General features: G+C 42.0%; 18 protein-coding genes. 10 read left to right on the top strand and 8 right to left on the bottom strand.

Annotated elements, in window-relative coordinates; all coding sequences use genetic code 11:
- Positions 1-19: 19 nt before the first annotated feature.
- The 5 genes from ACODST_RS04950 to ACODST_RS04930 all read left to right on the top strand — a co-directional run bounded on the left by ACODST_RS04950 (position 20) and on the right by ACODST_RS04930 (position 5,313).
- A complete protein-coding gene (locus ACODST_RS04950; RefSeq protein WP_488931001.1) occupies positions 20-787 on the top strand; it encodes an SDR family NAD(P)-dependent oxidoreductase in 768 nt (255 codons plus the stop codon).
- A 462-nt stretch (positions 788-1,249) separates the two neighbouring features.
- The gene (locus ACODST_RS04945; RefSeq protein ID WP_488931000.1) at positions 1,250-2,593 is read left to right on the top strand and encodes a hypothetical protein; all 1,344 of its coding nucleotides are present in this window, start codon (positions 1,250-1,252) and stop codon (positions 2,591-2,593) included.
- A gap of 2 nt (positions 2,594-2,595) precedes the next feature.
- A complete protein-coding gene (locus ACODST_RS04940; RefSeq protein ID WP_488930999.1) occupies positions 2,596-2,811 on the top strand; it encodes a hypothetical protein in 216 nt (71 codons plus the stop codon).
- Positions 2,812-3,585: 774 nt separating this feature from the next.
- Positions 3,586-4,041: a hypothetical protein gene (locus tag ACODST_RS04935; protein ID WP_488930998.1), complete on the top strand. Its 456-nt coding sequence runs from the start codon at positions 3,586-3,588 to the stop codon at positions 4,039-4,041.
- A 231-nt stretch (positions 4,042-4,272) separates the two neighbouring features.
- Positions 4,273-5,313, top strand: a complete 1,041-nt coding sequence (locus tag ACODST_RS04930) for an adenylate/guanylate cyclase domain-containing protein (protein ID WP_488930997.1) — start codon at positions 4,273-4,275, stop codon at positions 5,311-5,313.
- Between the two features lie 137 nt (positions 5,314-5,450).
- On the opposite strand, the gene ACODST_RS04925 is transcribed toward ACODST_RS04930, so the two are convergent.
- Positions 5,451-6,530, bottom strand: a complete 1,080-nt coding sequence (locus ACODST_RS04925; RefSeq protein ID WP_488930996.1) for an alpha/beta hydrolase — start codon at positions 6,528-6,530, stop codon at positions 5,451-5,453.
- Between the two features lie 561 nt (positions 6,531-7,091).
- On the opposite strand from ACODST_RS04925, the gene ACODST_RS04920 reads away from it, so the two are divergent.
- The 4 genes from ACODST_RS04920 (at position 7,092) to ACODST_RS04905 (ending at position 11,007) form a co-directional block, all read left to right on the top strand.
- Entirely contained in the window at positions 7,092-7,913 is an 822-nt protein-coding gene (locus ACODST_RS04920) for a helix-turn-helix domain-containing protein (protein WP_488930995.1), read from the top strand.
- Positions 7,914-8,149: 236 nt separating this feature from the next.
- A complete protein-coding gene (locus ACODST_RS04915; RefSeq protein ID WP_488930994.1) occupies positions 8,150-9,205 on the top strand; it encodes an NAD(P)-dependent alcohol dehydrogenase in 1,056 nt (351 codons plus the stop codon).
- A gap of 15 nt (positions 9,206-9,220) precedes the next feature.
- The gene (locus tag ACODST_RS04910) at positions 9,221-9,964 is read left to right on the top strand and encodes an SDR family NAD(P)-dependent oxidoreductase (RefSeq protein ID WP_488930993.1); all 744 of its coding nucleotides are present in this window, start codon (positions 9,221-9,223) and stop codon (positions 9,962-9,964) included.
- A 53-nt stretch (positions 9,965-10,017) separates the two neighbouring features.
- Positions 10,018-11,007, top strand: a complete 990-nt coding sequence (locus tag ACODST_RS04905; RefSeq protein ID WP_488930992.1) for an aldo/keto reductase — start codon at positions 10,018-10,020, stop codon at positions 11,005-11,007.
- A gap of 321 nt (positions 11,008-11,328) precedes the next feature.
- On the opposite strand, the gene ACODST_RS04900 is transcribed toward ACODST_RS04905, so the two are convergent.
- From ACODST_RS04900 to ACODST_RS04875, 6 genes are all read right to left on the bottom strand, one after another.
- Positions 11,329-12,111 carry an SDR family NAD(P)-dependent oxidoreductase gene (locus ACODST_RS04900; protein WP_488930991.1) on the bottom strand — a complete coding sequence of 261 codons (783 nt, stop codon included), beginning with the start codon at positions 12,109-12,111 and terminating at the stop codon, positions 11,329-11,331.
- Positions 12,086-12,445 carry a winged helix-turn-helix transcriptional regulator gene (locus tag ACODST_RS04895; protein ID WP_488930990.1) on the bottom strand — a complete coding sequence of 120 codons (360 nt, stop codon included), beginning with the start codon at positions 12,443-12,445 and terminating at the stop codon, positions 12,086-12,088. Before ACODST_RS04895 ends, ACODST_RS04900 begins: the two co-directional genes overlap by 26 nt.
- Before the next feature lie 87 nt (positions 12,446-12,532).
- Positions 12,533-13,069 carry a nuclear transport factor 2 family protein gene (locus tag ACODST_RS04890; protein ID WP_488930989.1) on the bottom strand — a complete coding sequence of 179 codons (537 nt, stop codon included), beginning with the start codon at positions 13,067-13,069 and terminating at the stop codon, positions 12,533-12,535.
- Between the two features lie 10 nt (positions 13,070-13,079).
- Positions 13,080-13,520 (bottom strand): nuclear transport factor 2 family protein, encoded by a 441-nt coding sequence (locus ACODST_RS04885; protein WP_488930988.1) that lies wholly within the window; start codon positions 13,518-13,520, stop codon positions 13,080-13,082.
- Positions 13,521-13,599: 79 nt separating this feature from the next.
- Positions 13,600-14,235: an NAD(P)-dependent oxidoreductase gene (locus ACODST_RS04880; protein WP_488930987.1), complete on the bottom strand. Its 636-nt coding sequence runs from the start codon at positions 14,233-14,235 to the stop codon at positions 13,600-13,602.
- Between the two features lie 14 nt (positions 14,236-14,249).
- On the bottom strand, positions 14,250-14,792 hold the full coding sequence (locus tag ACODST_RS04875; RefSeq protein ID WP_488930986.1) for a hypothetical protein: 543 nt from the start codon (positions 14,790-14,792) through the stop codon (positions 14,250-14,252).
- A 213-nt stretch (positions 14,793-15,005) separates the two neighbouring features.
- Here ACODST_RS04875 and ACODST_RS04870 point away from each other — a divergent pair, with 213 nt between their 5' ends.
- Positions 15,006-15,380 carry a winged helix-turn-helix transcriptional regulator gene (locus ACODST_RS04870; RefSeq protein WP_488930985.1) on the top strand — a complete coding sequence of 125 codons (375 nt, stop codon included), beginning with the start codon at positions 15,006-15,008 and terminating at the stop codon, positions 15,378-15,380.
- 66 nt (positions 15,381-15,446) lie between these two features.
- On the opposite strand, the gene ACODST_RS04865 is transcribed toward ACODST_RS04870, so the two are convergent.
- On the bottom strand, positions 15,447-16,490 hold the full coding sequence (locus ACODST_RS04865) for an aldo/keto reductase (RefSeq protein ID WP_488930984.1): 1,044 nt from the start codon (positions 16,488-16,490) through the stop codon (positions 15,447-15,449).
- Between the last annotated feature and the right edge of the window lie 168 nt (positions 16,491-16,658).

Raw genomic sequence — 16,658 nt, 5'->3', positions numbered from 1 at the left:
AAAGTTAAAAACAATAAAAATGTCAAACAATCAAAATAAAATAGCATTGGTTACAGGCGCAAGCCGCGGACTTGGAAAAGATTCGGCTTTACAGCTGGCGAAAAAAGGATTTGATATCATCCTTACCTATCAGACCAAAAAAGAATTTGCGGACCAGGTGGTAAAAGAAATTGAAACTATTGGGCAAAAAGCGTTTTCATTGCCTTTGGACATTTCTTCAACTGCCGGTTTTGACCAATTTGTAACTGAAGTAAAAGATGTTTTAGATGCTCAATTTTCTTCTGCTAAATTAGATGCGCTGGTAAACAATGCAGGTATCGGAATTAACCAAAGTTTTGAAACAACAACAGAAGAAATTTTGGATACTATGACAAATATTCATTTCAAAGGCCCATATTTCTTAACTCAAAAACTATTACCATTACTGAATGACGGCAGCAGCATTGTAAACACCTCTTCTGGTTTGGCAAGATTCTCTTTTGCTGGATATTCTGTTTATGGTGCCATGAAAGCGGCAGTCGATTCATTATCAAGATACCAGGCTTTGGAATTGGGTAGCAGAAAAATTAGAGTCAATTCCGTTGCTCCAGGGGCCATTGAAACTGATTTTGGAGGCGGTGTGGTACGTGATATTTCAGATTTGAATAAGCATCTGGCTTCTGAAACTGCTTTAGCAAGGGTCGGTTTGCCCGATGATATTGGAAGTGTCGTAGCCTTTCTTTGTTCTGATGATTCCAAATGGATTAATGCGCAGCGAATTGAGGTTTCTGGCGGATATAGAATCTAATATGCCTTCAAATAGAGAAATTATTCGGCTAGTTTAGAATAGATTTCTTAAAAAACTGACACAATTAAAAAGGATTAAATCTTCTAAAAAAATACCTTTTCTAGAAAAAAAGTATATTAAAAAATGGTGCCACTTGTCTTTAAGTGGCACTTTTTGGCCGTGACTATTCCTTAATGAGTTGATTTTAATGGTGTTTTCAAGCACTCCTCCAGAATGGGGAGCCCAATAGGTCTCATATATATTAAGAGCTCTTTTACCTCTTATTAAATTTGATATTAAAATACAGCAGAATTTCAAATAAACTTTATTTGATTCTGCTTCAAAATTTAATTTTTTTTCTGTCTGCGATAATTTTTCCAACAAACATGAGAAAAATTTTAAAACACTAAAAAACAGGTATTTATACTTATTCTGATTTGTTTTTTTATGCTACTTTTATAAAGTAATTCTTAATAACGTATCATGAAAAAAATTACTCTATTTACAATCTTTATTCTACTGTCAATCATTTGCCAGGCGCAGGAAAAACCTGTCGACACTGAGTTTTACAAAGGTCTGTTAGATCGGGAATTCACTAAAATCCTGACCGGCCAGAATACCAACTTTGGAACCTACGCAACATTCAGTACCAAGGATGAAATTGCGAGTCTGGCTGGAAACATTAAGATCAAGGATGAGTCCAGCTTAAATATTAATTTAAAAGGAGGCGTGACCGAGGGGCTTGTGCCGCTAGTCAATGGCGAGGATGTAAATTCAAATATCACCCTGAATCTTCAATTTAACCTCGGATTGTATAAAAATCTTCAAAATGAAATTCAAAGTGATGCAACAAAAAGAATAAACTATGAGTATTCTATAGACAGCCTTAAAATTGTGATTAAAAAAGCAAAGGACGAGTTAGAATTCGCTAAGCAAAAAACTGAGTTGGAAATTAAGAAGAAACAAGAATTGCTCACTAAGCTTGCAAAAATAGACTTAAAGCTGATTGAAGATCCCCTGCGCAAGGATATTAAAAAGGACAGTATCGAGATACAGACCAAACAATTGAATATTGATATTGACATTTTAAAAAATAAAGCAAAGGGAATTGATAAAAATGAAATCGCCAGACAGAGCAAAAATCTGGATGACCAGCTTGTAAAATTTAATAAGGCAAGGCTCGAAAAATTAGGCCTGCTGTCGTATAACATTAACTGGCTCTCTTTTTACGGCAGGCTGAATAACAAAGCATTCAATTCTTTTAATGAGACCGCTGCCTATGAAAATCAAATCACCAAAATTAATTTCAATCAGCTGGAATTCGGCCTTTCCTATAATATATACAATCTAAAAGATAACTCGCGCAGCACCTATTATTTCGCAGTGGGAGCTTCTTATCTTCTCAACGATAATTTTGATGACCTGACAAAGAAAACATTGAACGATAAGCAGGATATTGCTGCACCGCCAAACTCCCGAAACCTGACCGAGACAAAAACGGTCTATCTTGGAGAATACAAAAGAAACATTTCCCAGCTGAAGGCAAATGCCAATCTTTACTGGTTTCCAACTCTTAACCAGGCCTTTGCATTCCATATTGAGCCCAGCGTTAAAACCAACTTCGAAGAAAAGATAAAATTTGATAACATTGTGGGTTTTCTTTTAGGGTTTAAGAATAGTGAGAAAGACCAGAATGTAATCAACATCGAATTATATTACAATATGAAAGATATTTTCAAAAAATCCGAAGATGAAGATGATCAGTTCAGTGACAGATCTTCTATAGGTTTAAAATTAAATTTCCCAATAACATTTAAAACTTTATAATCATGAAATTTGAAGAATTTAAAGAAAAGGCCGCTGAATTAAAAAGAGAGTACAGAGCTGTATGCTACTCAAAAAATTCACATTGGAAAGGAACATGGAAACAGACCTACTCAGAAGCTTACGATGATGTGCAGAAACATATGAGTTCGTCACCTGGCAATGATCTCCATAATATTAAAATTGTGGAACGTGTTTACTCTGAGACTGCAATGGTGTAAAGTATAGAATTTAACAAAAGGCAGGCGATATGAAGGAAACTTAAATCCGCCCAACCACCTTTCTCCATTGATTAAAATCTTTGTCAGAAGGGTGTAAATCATTGTCACTGCCTATTGATTTAATTTCAACTATATAATATCGATCCTGCTTACTCAGCTGATGTTCCATCATTACTTCTTTATCTTCCGCAGGAACTGTTCAGCGTGTGCTTTGAACAATTGGAACAGCATATAATACATTAAAACTCTTTTTGTACTTCAGCCAAAAAAGGCTGTCTGGCAAAGACAACCTTTAATGACTAATAAAATAAAAAAAAATGTTATCTAAAGTTCTTATTTACCTGTTTGCTCATCAGGGCTCATAAGTACTTCGACAGTTGTAGAACTATCCAAAACTGCTGAATAGTTTTCTTAAGATCACTTACGAATTAACTAAGAAAAACGTTACTTGTACAATAGCAACTAACCTTCAAGTAACGAGTTAGATATTATGGCTAAATATAATTTAGTTTTGTTGCATTACTTTCAGTAATGAGTATTGCGAGTCCAGTAATTCAAATAATTGCGGGTCCACAACATCACCTGTATATATTCACAAATAGTAGATTGATCTAAACTTAAGTTTAAAAACGCGCCTGCTATTGGCGAGTACAGCTATTAGCGAAGGCAAATGTGTGATAGCGATTATTTCCTCTTGCAATATTATCAGGATGCGGAAAGCTATATTAAGTCAAATCCCGGAATACGTTCCTGCCTTTATTATTTATCAAAAATATGATTATCGAAAAAATACAAGCCAAAATTATGGAGCTTTCTTCTTCTGCTGGAAGTATGCCTTATGTACTGAAGCCTTTCAATATTACTTCAGATATTCGGGAAAGTATGCGGCAGCAGAATATAGAAGCATTCACCGAAGGCATTGCATTTTTAATTTGGGAAGACTATGAGCTTGATGATTATCGGGATTACCTGATAAACAGCAGGGAATATTTTGACAGGGATGAAAACGATCGCGAGAAATTTATAAGTTATCAGCTGTCCAAGCAGAATAATGCTGCTAATTTTGCCAAGTGGAAGCTGGGCCAGCTTTATACCGCTCTAGGCTTTGCTCTGTTTGAGTTTAGAGCTGCTTCAAGGAATTACAAGGAAGTGGAGCATGCCAGCATAGAATTTTTTAAACCTCTGATCCGTGTCAATAATGCAGTTTTGATTGAAATTATACTGTTTTAATTCAGGACGCTGCAGCAGTAAAGGCCCGATTAATAATACATTCTTAATTTGATAATCAGAAAGTATAATTTTTGCATCTTTACAATTAACTGCATACTAGTAACTGCGCTGTCTGCATATTTTGGTCGTTCTGGCTGTGCAGCCCGGCAGAATCTTTCAACAGAAAAATAACAATTATTATTGATGATCTCCCGACATAGAATAAAATACCATCTAACTGAAATCCTTTACGTGATTGTCATCTGGATCATGGCCTCCCTGCTGATATCCTATACCAAGGTAAACGATATGTCATCTGAATCAATTGTCAGTGTTTACAAGCTGCAGCCCGATATGACAAAAGGAAAGCTTTACGGCTTTGTTGTTCTTATAGCCATAGGCGCAGGATTGGTTATGGGAATACTTCACAGCTTTCTCTACCCTAGAATGATACGAACAAAAAGTTTCCTGTTAAACTCATCTTTTAGGATTATGGTATTTGCAGGACTGATCACCCTGATTTTGCTGGGGGTTGCATTCATATACAGCCACCCTGACCAAAGCAGTACCGACCCATTGACAAAACTGCCGCAAAATGCCATTGAGCAGGTATTCGTTTTTCCTATTCTTATTGAAATTGCAGCCGGAACCATCCTGACTTTACGGCGTAATCTTGGAACAAACTATTTTTCGAATTTTATCCGCAATGCCTATTTCAACCCCAAAGATGAGCAGCGTGTATTCCTCTTTATAGATCTCAAGGACTCAACACCCATGGTCGAAAGATTAGGTAATGTGTCTTTCAGCAACCTTTTACAAGACTGTTTTCGTGAACTGGCAAAAATTACACTTGATAAAGGAGGTGAACTTTACCAATATGTCGGAGATGAAGCTGTGATTTCTTGGGAGATAGGCCAAAATTTTGATTACCTGAGCTGCGTTTCAGTACATTTTGCACTCAGGGATATCTTACTGCATAAAAAGAATGAACTGTTAAAGAAGTATGGCGAAGTTCCCCAGTTTAGAACTTCCATGCATTGCGGGGTTGTCTCTACGGCACTGGTAGGGGAATACAAAACAGAGATAGCTTATCACGGCGGGGTGCTCAACCTTACATCCAGACTTCAGGCAGTATGCCGAAGTCATGAATCGGATATGGTAATCTCAGAGGCTTTCTATAAAGCGTCAAAGACACAGTTGAGCCGCTTCAAAATTAAGTTAATTGAAAATATTGATCTAAAGGGAATTTCCGGACTCCAGAACGCTTACGCTGTAATTCGCATAAAAGAGTAGTGACAAGTCTTGGTCTTCTGACTCTCAAAGACACTTTTTGCAGTCTGGTGCATTCATTACAGCTTCTGGCTGCATAAAAAAAGCTGGCCGCGAGGCCAGCTTTTAACTTAAATCTTTATACTAGATTTTGCTATTCTTTATTTTAAAGATTTAGTAAAGAATGCTTCAATCTTATCGAAAGGTATTTTATCAACCCTGTCATACAAATCCACATGGCCTGCATCCGGAACAACCAATAATTCCTTTGGTTCAGCAGCACGTGCGTAAGCATCCTCACTAAACTCCCTTGAATGTGAATGGTCACCGGTAATAATTAGCAGTGGTCTAGGTGATATTGTCTCAATATCATTAAATGGATAGAAATTCATAAACTTCACCTCAGTGCTGATCTGTCTGTTCTGTGTTAATTCCAATGTACGGTCTGCTGGTATATGGATACCACGAGGGGTGCGGTAAAAGTCGTAGAATTCCGTTCTGATAGGATCGGCATCCGCAGGCAGCTTAACAGGAAGGTAATTGACCCATTTGGAATCACCACCCTCAAAGTCAGTGTAGCGTTCGTTGGCTGTAGAAGCGATAAAATCTTTGCGCTGCTCCAGTGTCTGGCCTTTTTTAATGCCATTACGTGTTACAGAACCCATATCATACATACTTACAGTTGCGATTGCTTTAATCCTGGTGTCTATTTTGGCTGCACTGATAACAAAGCTTCCGCTTCCGCAAATTCCCAAGGCCCCTATATTATTTCTGTCCACAAATGGACGGGTTCCCAGGAAATCGACCGCTGCCATAAAATCTTCCTCGTACATTGCAGGTGCAACAGCATTGCGCGGCTGTCCTTCACTCTGACCCCAATAAGACAAGTCTATTGCAAGGGTCACAAAGTTGCTTTCTGCAAGTTTTGCTGCATAAACATCAGCTCCCTGTTCCTTAACAGCTCCCATAGGTGCTCCAAAGATTATGGCTCTGTGCTGTTTGCTCTGGTCCAGATTTTTTGGCATAAACAAATGGCCAACTACTTCCAGTTTGTACTGGTTTTTAAATGCTACTTCGTACATCGCGACATTGTCGCTTACCTTAAATGTGGTAAAGTCTTTCGGATTAATCTGTTTCATTTCGATTTTAGTTTTAGAATCTGACTTTTTCTTTTTTGTCTGCGCTGCCATTTGTCCGCACAGCAATACTATAGCAGCTGCTAATAATGTTAACTTTTTCATTTTTTTCATTTAAAATTAATTTCAGGCCATTTGAACAAAGGAGATCTTGATGGTACCCTTTCGGAAATTTTGCAATCAAGATCTACTTCATCTGAAATGGTTTAGCAAAATTATGGCTATATGAAATAACTGCTGTTTCTTAGAGGCTCAACTTACGTTGCTGTAAGGCTCATATGAAAATGCTCATCCAGCGCACCGAGAAGATGTTAAACTTAACATCCTGCTTTTCCCGCATTTTGCTTCAATTCTTTGAATTTGAGGTACTTTTAAATCTATCTAGTTAGCTGCTAACCTTTAGGTAATCAGATCTGTTAAATTACTTTATAAGTACTAATTTTGAATATACCCAGGAGAATCACTCTCCGTCTGAGATAACCATCAGAAGCTATTTAGCGATGGACTTAATAGCAGCTTTGAGGTGATGTTTTTCCTCAGTATTGCAGCTCTGACACTCCCATCAGTTATCATTTAGTGAGCCTTACAGTAATGTTTTATGAGCTTCTGGGCAAGATATAGTTATAGAAAAATGGTATTTTTGTTATTATAATATTTGCGCACATTATGGATAAAGCGGCTGGCCTTCAAATAGTAGATTATTCCGGGATTTTTCTATCCTGCTTCTCAGAGAATGATACAAAAGACATTGAATCAATACCTGTACATTATTTAAATTATGTAGTTTCAGGTGAACAGATTATTGAGGATGGTGCCAATACTATAGTTACCAATGCCGGAGAAGCAGTTTTCGTTAGGCGCAGCCACCGTACCAAAATTCTTAAGAAAAGTAAAGACGGCCAGCCCTATAAAGGCATATCCTTGGTATTCGAGAGAAACGTACTGCGTGACTTCTACCAAAAAATGGACAGAAACAACTTTCCCCAGGATACGGAAATGCCAGATGAGAATGTTTTCAAAATCGGGCAGCGTCCTGAAATAATGAGCTTATTTGAATCCCTCACACCTTATTTTAACTCAAATATTAAACCCACAGAAGCTGTTGTAAACTTAAAACTTCTGGAAGGAATTTATGGACTGCTGGGTTTATCTGATATCTATTACCGCATTCTTTTTGATTTTGCTGATCCATGGAAAGTGGATATACTTGAATTCTTGAATGATAATTATATGGATGAGCTCACAATGGAGCAGATAGCCGTTTATACCGGACGCAGCCTGGCTACATTTAAAAGGGATTTTAAAAAAATCAGCAGTCTCAGCCCGCAGAAGTGGCTGATCAAAAGAAGACTTGAAGCGGCCTATTTACTTTTGAAGGAAGGAAAAAGAAAAGTACAGGATGTGTATGCTGAAGTTGGATTTAAGAATCCCTCGCACTTTTCCACTGTATTTAAGAAACAATACGGCATTCCTCCGACAGAAATTTAAAGATATAATTTTATTGATTGCGCACAGCCTGATGGGATTCCCATCAGGCTGTGTGCATTCCAGATGTTCCTCTTTCAGATTTACGAGCCTGGTGGCAAAGGAATTTGAGCTTCTAAGAAAGATGAGTTTTGAGGGCTCTTTGTAACTTGCTTTAGGAACTTGCTTTTGCAAGTGCTGTGTTAACTTTTTTACCCACAGTCAATTACTATTTTGTATAATTTAAAACAACTATATTTATGAACACACAGACAGTAAAAGCATTTGGTACTCAGGCACCAGATGCAATATTAGAGCATATGGGAATCGGACGCCGTGAGGTTATGCCCCATGATGTAGAGATTGCAATCCAATATTGCGGGGTCTGCCATTCGGACCTGCACATGGCAAAAAATGAGTGGAATTTTACCACATACCCGTGCGTACCTGGACATGAGATTGTTGGGAAAGTAATCAGTGTCGGAAACCATGTAAGCAAATTTAAAGTTGGCGATCTGGTCGGAGTAGGATGTATGGTAGACTCTTGCCGCGAATGTGAGTATTGTAAGGATGACCTTGAGCAATTCTGTGAAAAAGGGAATATCCAGACCTATAACTCACCGGACAAATTTTTAGGAACACCAACTTATGGAGGGTATTCAGAGAAAGTAGTGGTCGATGAGAATTATGTGCTCCGCATACCAGATAATCTTGATGCAGCTTCTGCTGCACCGCTGCTTTGCGCGGGTATTACAACCTATTCGCCGCTTAAGCACTGGAACGTAGGTCCGGGCAAAAAAGTTGGTATTGTGGGTATCGGAGGACTGGGACATGTAGCTATAAAAATTGCCAAGGCTATGGGCGCAGAGGTGATAGCTTTCACAACATCGGAAACCAAATTTGAAGAAGCATTAAGATTAGGAGCAGACAAAGTAGTCTTGTCCAAGGATGAAGCACAGATGGAAGCATACAGGGGCAGACTGCACTTTATACTGGATGCGGTATCTGCTCAGCATGATATCAACGCCTACCTGAGCCTGCTTAGGATAGACGGATCCCTTGCATTAGTGGGTGCCCCTGAACATCCGCTGCCTGTTGCCGCATTCAGCCTAATCATGGGAAGAAGAAGTTTCGCAGGATCAATGATCGGCGGTATAGCCGAGACACAGGAAATGCTTGATTTCTGCGGTGAACATAATATTACCGCGGACATTGAAATGATCGACATACAAGAGATAAACGAAGCATATGAACGCCTGCTGAAAGGCGATGTTAAGTACCGCTTTGTCATAGATATGGCTTCAATTAAACAATAATTTAAAACTCTGAGCATGGCAAGAATTTTTATCACAGGATCATCTGACGGACTCGGGCTGCTTACTGCCAAAGCGCTCCTTAACAAAGGGCACGAGGTGGTTCTTCACGCGCGAAATGAAGACAGGAAAAGAGAAACCCAAAACAAGGTCGACGGTGCCCTGGTCCTTACCGCAGACCTTGGTGATATTGATCAAACCATACGTCTTGCAGCAGAGGTCAACACTTTAGGCCGTTTTGACGCTGTTATCCATAATGCGGGTGTATACACTGCACCGGAGCACCAGATCCTTAATGTGAATGTGCTCGCGCCTTATATACTTACCAGCCTAATAAGCAAGCCTCGTCGACTGGTTTACCTCAGCTCGGGCATGCACATGCAAGGACATCCTGACATTACTGTATCGGGTCAAAGCGGTAAGGCCATCAGTTATTCCGATTCGAAGCTGCACGTGCTTACACTGAGCATGGCCGCAGCAAGGCAGTGGCCGGACCTATATTCTAATGCTGTTGACCCGGGCTGGGTGCCTACTAAAATGGGCGGCTCCGGAGCACCGGACAGTCTTTTACAAGGCTGGCAGACCCAATTTTGGCTGGTGGATGGAGAGGACCGAAATGCAGATGTTACAGGGCAGTATTTTTTTCATCAAAAACAGCAAGGTTTCAGGCCCGAAGCAAAAGAGAACAGTTATCAGGAGAAGTTATTAGGCCATTGCCATAAGCTCACTGGTGTACCCTTTCCGGATTATATAACTAAATGATGCAGGTGCAGGGTCATTCGCCCTCCGCCCGCCTGCAATAAAAAAGAAAAACTATGGAATACGTAAAATTTGGAAATACAGGAATGACGGTTTCGCCCTTATGCCTTGGGACAATGAGCTACGGAGGCCCGACGCCTCAATTCCCCTGGGCGCTGAGCGATGCTGAAAGCCGCCCCTTCATTAAAAAAGCCTTGGAACTGGGGATCAACTTTTTTGATACCGCCAATGTGTATAACGAGGGCGGCAGCGAAATAACGATAGGAAAGGCACTCAAGGACTTTGCCAGCCGCGAAGATTATGTGCTGGCCACTAAGGTTTTTAATCCTGTGCATCCCGGCGATGGACCAAATAGGAAAGGCCTGTCACGCAAACATATCATGAATGCCATTGACGAGAGCCTGAGAAGGCTCGGCACAGATTATGTAGATTTGTATCAGATTCACAGGTGGGACGAAAGTACGCCTATTGAAGAAACAATGGAAGCCCTTCACGATATTGTAAAGCAGGGTAAGGCACGCTACATCGGGGCTTCTTCCATGTACAGCTGGCAATTCGCCAAAGCGCAGTATACCGCGCAGCTAAACGGGTGGACACGTTTTGTATCCATGCAGCCGCACTATAACCTTTTATACCGCGAGGAAGAGCGAGAAATGATACCCTTGTGTATCGACCAGAAAGTTGCTATTATTCCCTGGTCGCCGCTGGCAGCAGGGCTTTTGGCGCGAAAAGATGCAAAAGACCCCAATGAGACCAAACGTGCCAAAACCGATAACTACAGCGGGGACTATTACAATGACCCTTCCGATTTTGAAGTTATAAAGCGCGTCCAGCAAGTCGCGGGCGATAAAGGCGTTTCAGCAGCGCAGCTTTCACTGGCATGGATGATGAACAAGTCTGAAATTACGGCGCCAATAGTTGGTGCAACCAAGCTGCATCACCTTGAAGACGCTGTAAATGCACTGTCGCTGAAATTATCTGAGCAGGAGATCAAAAGCATTGAGGAGCTTTATCAGTACCATAGAATTGTTGGTTTTGACGAGTAGATTTTATCGACTATCATGATGTGTATCTGGAAATCTTTCAGTTAGTGCAGCGCACACATTATAAATTACAGATAAAAGAACCGCATACAGCGGTTCTTTTTTTTTATCAGAAATTCTTGAAATAAGTTTCATCAGGCTGACCCATATATGCTTTAATTTATAAAATGGGATGATATCAATATTCAGCCTGATCACAAAAAAGCCCCGCAGCAAAATTGCCCGGGGCTTTCCATAAAAGTAAAGTAAATAGTAAACAAAGAAGATTTGCTGCACAGAGCTAATCTTTTAATTTACAAACGCAGTATTGTAATCCGCTGCCCTTTAAACCTGTCCCATTCCTCCGTCAGCAAACAGCTCGCTGCCGTTTAGCGCACGGCTGTCATCCGATGCAAGGAATAATGCAGCACCCGCAACTTCCTCAGGATTAGCCATGCGTCCCAGAGGGCTTTGCTGCGCGATACTTGCATTAAGGCCGTCAATCATGCCAATATCAGTAAGTCTCTGTACGACATTAGCCGTTGAGGTTGCTCCTGGAGAAAGCACATTGACACGGATGCCTGTACCTTTTAAATCAAGAGCCCACGATCTTGCCAGATTACGGACAGCGGCTTTTGTAGCACTGTAAAGGCTCATTGCAGGGGTGCCTTTGGAACCGTTGATAGAACCTGCCAATATAATCGAACCCCCTTTTGACATCAAGGGCAGTGATTTCTGTACAAGAAATACCGTACCTTTAACGTTGGTGCCGAACAGCTCGTCAAAGGAGCTCTCTGTTATATGTCCAAGCGGCTCGAAATGGGCGGTGCCCACATTTGAGAATAAAATATCAATCTTTCCATGATGCTCCTTTACTTCTGCAATCAGGCGGTCAAGGTCTGCCATATTGGAAACATCACCCTGTACTGCTGTTACATTGGACCCGATCTCGTCAGCAGCTGCCTGAAGTACAGCCTGCTTTCGTCCGGTAATGTATACATGTGCACCATGTTCTGCAAACAATTTTGCCGCAGCAAAGCCGATGCCGCCATTGCCTCCGGTGATAACCGCAACTTTATTTTCTAATCTTTTCATTATTTTTTTATCTAATTTTTTTAAAATACCCATTCCCCCAGACAGTCATACTTTTTATGACTGGCTCTAATTCCCTTCCATTCGATGTAAGCTCATAATCGACGCTTGTGAGCTTAGGATCCTTTACCTTCCGCAAAACAAGCTGCGACTGTTCCAGTTCCTGCAGGTCCTTGGACAGGACGCGGGCCGAAATTCCCTCAACTCCGCGCTGCAGGTCCATGAACCGTGTTGTACCGTTATGTAGAAGAAAGAGCACAATCTGCATCTTCCAGCGTCCGCAGAGCAATTGCATTATGTCCCTGACCAGCAGCATTTGACGCAGGCCTGTTTCATGCTCGGTCATATTATTATCTGAATCTTCCATCATGGCTTATAGTAATATATAGTGTCGTGGCAGAGAACTTCTGCTGCTCGGGGACAATTTTTCCAAGGCTGTATTACACAGTTAAAAGTTTTATTTTGTAAGGGGTCTGGATTCCACCAGGACAAAGTATGCCGTACGTTCTTTGATCAGCCATCTGCCGGTCTTTCGGATGTAGACATCAGCGTATCGTACGCTGTAGTCAGAAAGAACATCTTTTCCATCGGCTTCCCTGACCATTTTAATCTGACTAAAGGACAAACCTGTCGCATGATCGCCTTGAAAGTCGACAGTATGCTGGCCGTTGAGGGTAAAATAAGTTTTTACCTGCGCGGCGTGGCCTGTGAATTCACGTTCCAATTTATCAGTTCCGGTAATATTAACAACAAGGCTGCCGTTCATATACACTTTATATACCGCATCTGGAGTAAGCAGACCCATCTGTTCTGAAATTTTCTTCTCATCTCCCAAATACGCGTACCCATCAATCAGCTTCCTGATTTCTTCTTTGTCACTGCTGTTTTGAGCAGAAGTGCCTGATGTGCCGGCTTTTCCCTGAGCATTAGCAGGGACTGCCACTGCAAAAAAAAGTACAGCTGCCAGCACTGCTGCATATATGTTGCCTTTCATTTGTATCATCTTAATTGATTGGTCGTGCTTCAATAATGATGAAATGCCCAACGCGGTCTTTGATCAGCCATTTGCCGTTCTGGCGTATAAAGGTATCGTCGTATCTAACGCTGTAATCCGTCAGCACGTTCTTTCCTTCAGCCTCCCTGATCATCTTGATCTGCGAAAAAGAAACACCGCTTGCAGCATCACCATCAATTGTCACACTGAACTGCCCATTTAGGGTAAAGTAGGTCTTTACCTGGCCCATGTGTTCTGCAAAATCTTTTTCAAGCTGCTCCCTGCCGTTGGTAGCGACAACCTGCTGACCGTTCATAAACACATTATATGTAGTATCCGGGGTAAAAAGTGCCATCTGCTCCGCAAGCTTTTTCTCATCCCCTAAAGTTGCATAAGCATCTATTACAGCTCTTAATTCTTCCTTGTCTTTTAAAATTTCCAGTGTCATCATTATTATTTATTAGTATTAAAATTCAGTTTTTATATATCGCAGCTGCGAATTGCCGTGCGGTTATCACACAGTCTTTTTTTTATTTGCTGATTGCAGGCGCCTTATACAGATAGTCATTGGTGTCAAGCTGTGCCAGCAGGAAATTTGCCAGATCAGCACGGCTGAGTTCAAAGAAGCTGAACTTGCCGTCGCCTGCGTATCCTATATGGATATTGCCCTGCGCAGGCTTGGTTTTTAGAACAGGCACACGAGCCATAGTCCACTCCAGACCGCTGTTGCGGATCAGGTCACCAAAGGTTACGATATCTTTCAGGATACCGGGGGCCAGAATTTTCAAGACGACCACTCCGAATGAAACCATAAACTGGAACGTATCATTGGGATCGCTGTAACTTGATGACACCGCAGTAATCAGACGCTTGGTGCCGGTCTTTTTCATGGCGTCGATAATAATCCTGTAACCGTTTGAAATATCCAGCTCTTTTGATTTTTTCTTAGGCCCCAGAAGGCTGATCACCGCGTCGGATCCAATAACCGCCTGGTGTATTGCAGTGGCGTCGGTCAGTTCGCCCCGAATTATCGTAAGATTGCTGTTTTCAATTGCGATGCTTGTGGATGGCCTTACGTAAGCCACAACCCTGTGGCCGTCCTGTAGTGCTTTTTCCACCACCAGTAGCCCCGCCGGGCCTGTGCCTCCAAAAATAGTTAGGTTCATATTTCTTAATTTAATCAGTTATTTATATGCTGCCCGGAGGCATAGTTATTCTTTACAATATCAAAAATGCAGTAGGATTTCAGGCAGATATCGGCCAGACCCAGGCGCTCATCGAGCCGTTTGGGATCCACAGCAATGAGGCTGAGCCTCAAACCGCTCCGCAGAGCAAGCTTCTGCAGTTTTAGTACGGCATCATCTAGGGCGTTCTCGGACCACCGGTCAAGTTCATCTCTGCTCATCAGCATGTGCCGGTATGCGGTAACGTACGCCAGCTGAAGTTCGGAAGGGACATTTTCAAAATCTTCAGATGAGGTAACGTAGTTCAGGGAGTCAAAGTTTTCGTAGTCGGTTCGCTGGACTACAACGAGCTGCATGTAAGAGCAGGTCTGCGGATAAACCATGCCTTGAAGCTCCGACCGCAATACCGGAATAATAGAGTACGGCCTCCAGCCGCGGCAGATGATAAGGGCATAACAGTAATACAGGAAGCGGTCGATTTCCGCCCTCGCTGCCCCGCAGCCTGTCGAATATGAGCCTGATAATTTATGTACTTGCATAACTGTAATTTCATTAGCTGTTATCTAAAATTCCCGCGGAGAATGCGTCGTTGCTTCAGTTCCTTTCTCCACTTTAAACCTGAGCATCGCGAAAATTATGCGCTGAATTAAACTTGAAAAAAAAAGCTTTTGGTTTATACAAATTTACCGTATATTTGCTTACATAATATTAGTAGTTACCAAAAGGTTAGCGACTAACTAAATAGTGAAACAATGGAAGATTTAAATGACGGCAAGCCCGTAAGCAAAGAATTTACCGATGAATGTACCGTGGTGCTCAATGCTGTAAGCGATGCGCTTTACGCTATCGGCGGCAAATGGAAACTCATGATTATCATTGCAATGGCCAGGGGCAATAACAGGTTTTCCGAACTGCAGAAACAAGTCAAAGGTATTTCAGCACGCGTTTTATCCAGCGAATTGAAAGAACTTGAACTCAATGGCTTTATAATAAAGAAGGTGGCCGTAGGCTATCCCGTTACCATTGAATATGAACTTCTGCCTTACAGCCACACCCTTGAAGAACTTGTGGGGGCAATGACCCGATGGGGCATCCAGCACAGGGAAAAGATAAAAAGCGAGAGGTAGGCTTTTCATGCAAAGCCGGTCGCTGCTCAGGATTCCCAGTGCATATGGAAGCCTGATCAATTTAGATTAACGGACAACTGTGTTTGGCTTTACAATCTGATCCATTCTGCCGCCGGTCAAAACCGTCCTATGCTCAGGGGCATTGTTGAAGTCGTAGGGATATCCCATAGGAACACTGCTTGCCTTGTCCAGCGCGCTGACCTGCGCATGGGTAAGCTGAATTTCGGCAGCTTTCAGGTTTTTCTGGATCTGCTCGAAGGTTCGTGCTCCAAGTATCGGGATAACTCCCTTTGCCTTCAGCCATGCAAGGGCTATTAGTTCAGGCTCGCTTTCTATAACCGCCGCAATGCTGAAAAGTTCATCCAGGACCGCTTCGGCAATTGGATTTCCCTGGTAGGGAATGCTGCCCTCAAAAGCTGTAGCCCTGCCGGTTTCTCCCTTGCGGTATTTACCGGTCAAAAGACCGCCTGCAAGCGGCGACCACGCCATTACGCCAAGACCGAATGCCTCAGCCATTGGAAGCAGCTCCCTTTCAGTCTCACGCTGCAGAAGGCTGTATTCAACCTCTATTGCACTTACCGCAGACCAGCCTCTAAGGTCAGCCAGTGTCGCAGCGTTGGCAACACGCCATGCCGGGAAATTAGAGATTCCCCCGTAAACAATCTTGCCCGCACGAACCAGGTCATCCAGGCCGCGCACAATTTCCTCGATCGGGGTAAAAAAGTCATCCTGATGCACGAAGTAAAGATCGATCCTGTCAGTCTTCAGCCTCCTAAGACTTTCCTCTACCGACTGCACCATATTTTTACGGTGATTGCCCAGCGTTCCCAGACTTTGTCCCGGAAAAAGCCCTCTTGTATATTTTGTACTTATAACTATATCATTTCTCTTGGATGCTAACACGCGTCCCAATATCTCTTCAGATTCGCCGCACTGGTAGTTGTCTGCGGTATCGATGAGGTTGCCCCCTGATTCTGTGTAAAGCGATACAATACGATCCACTTCCTTCTCTTCGGCGCCATAGCCCCATGCTGTCCCGAAACTTCCCGCTCCCAGTGCAAATTCGCTTACCGGCAGTCCTGTTCTCTTTCCTAATAGCTTGTAATTCATCTCTCTGATATTAACATTGATAAGGCAAAGGTATTTGATAAATTGTTACATTTTATTACTAGTAATCAAAAGGTTAGCGGATACGTTTCGGTTATCAATTTAGTGCCGGCGACCGATATGCTGATTGAAAACAAATGGCTAATTTTGTATTCTTATCTTAAAAATGCC

It is taken from the genome of Flavobacterium sp. FG19 (assembly GCF_057809475.1).
The sequence above is the reverse complement of the archived record's forward strand: the minus strand, read 5'-3'. Positions and strand labels throughout refer to the sequence as shown.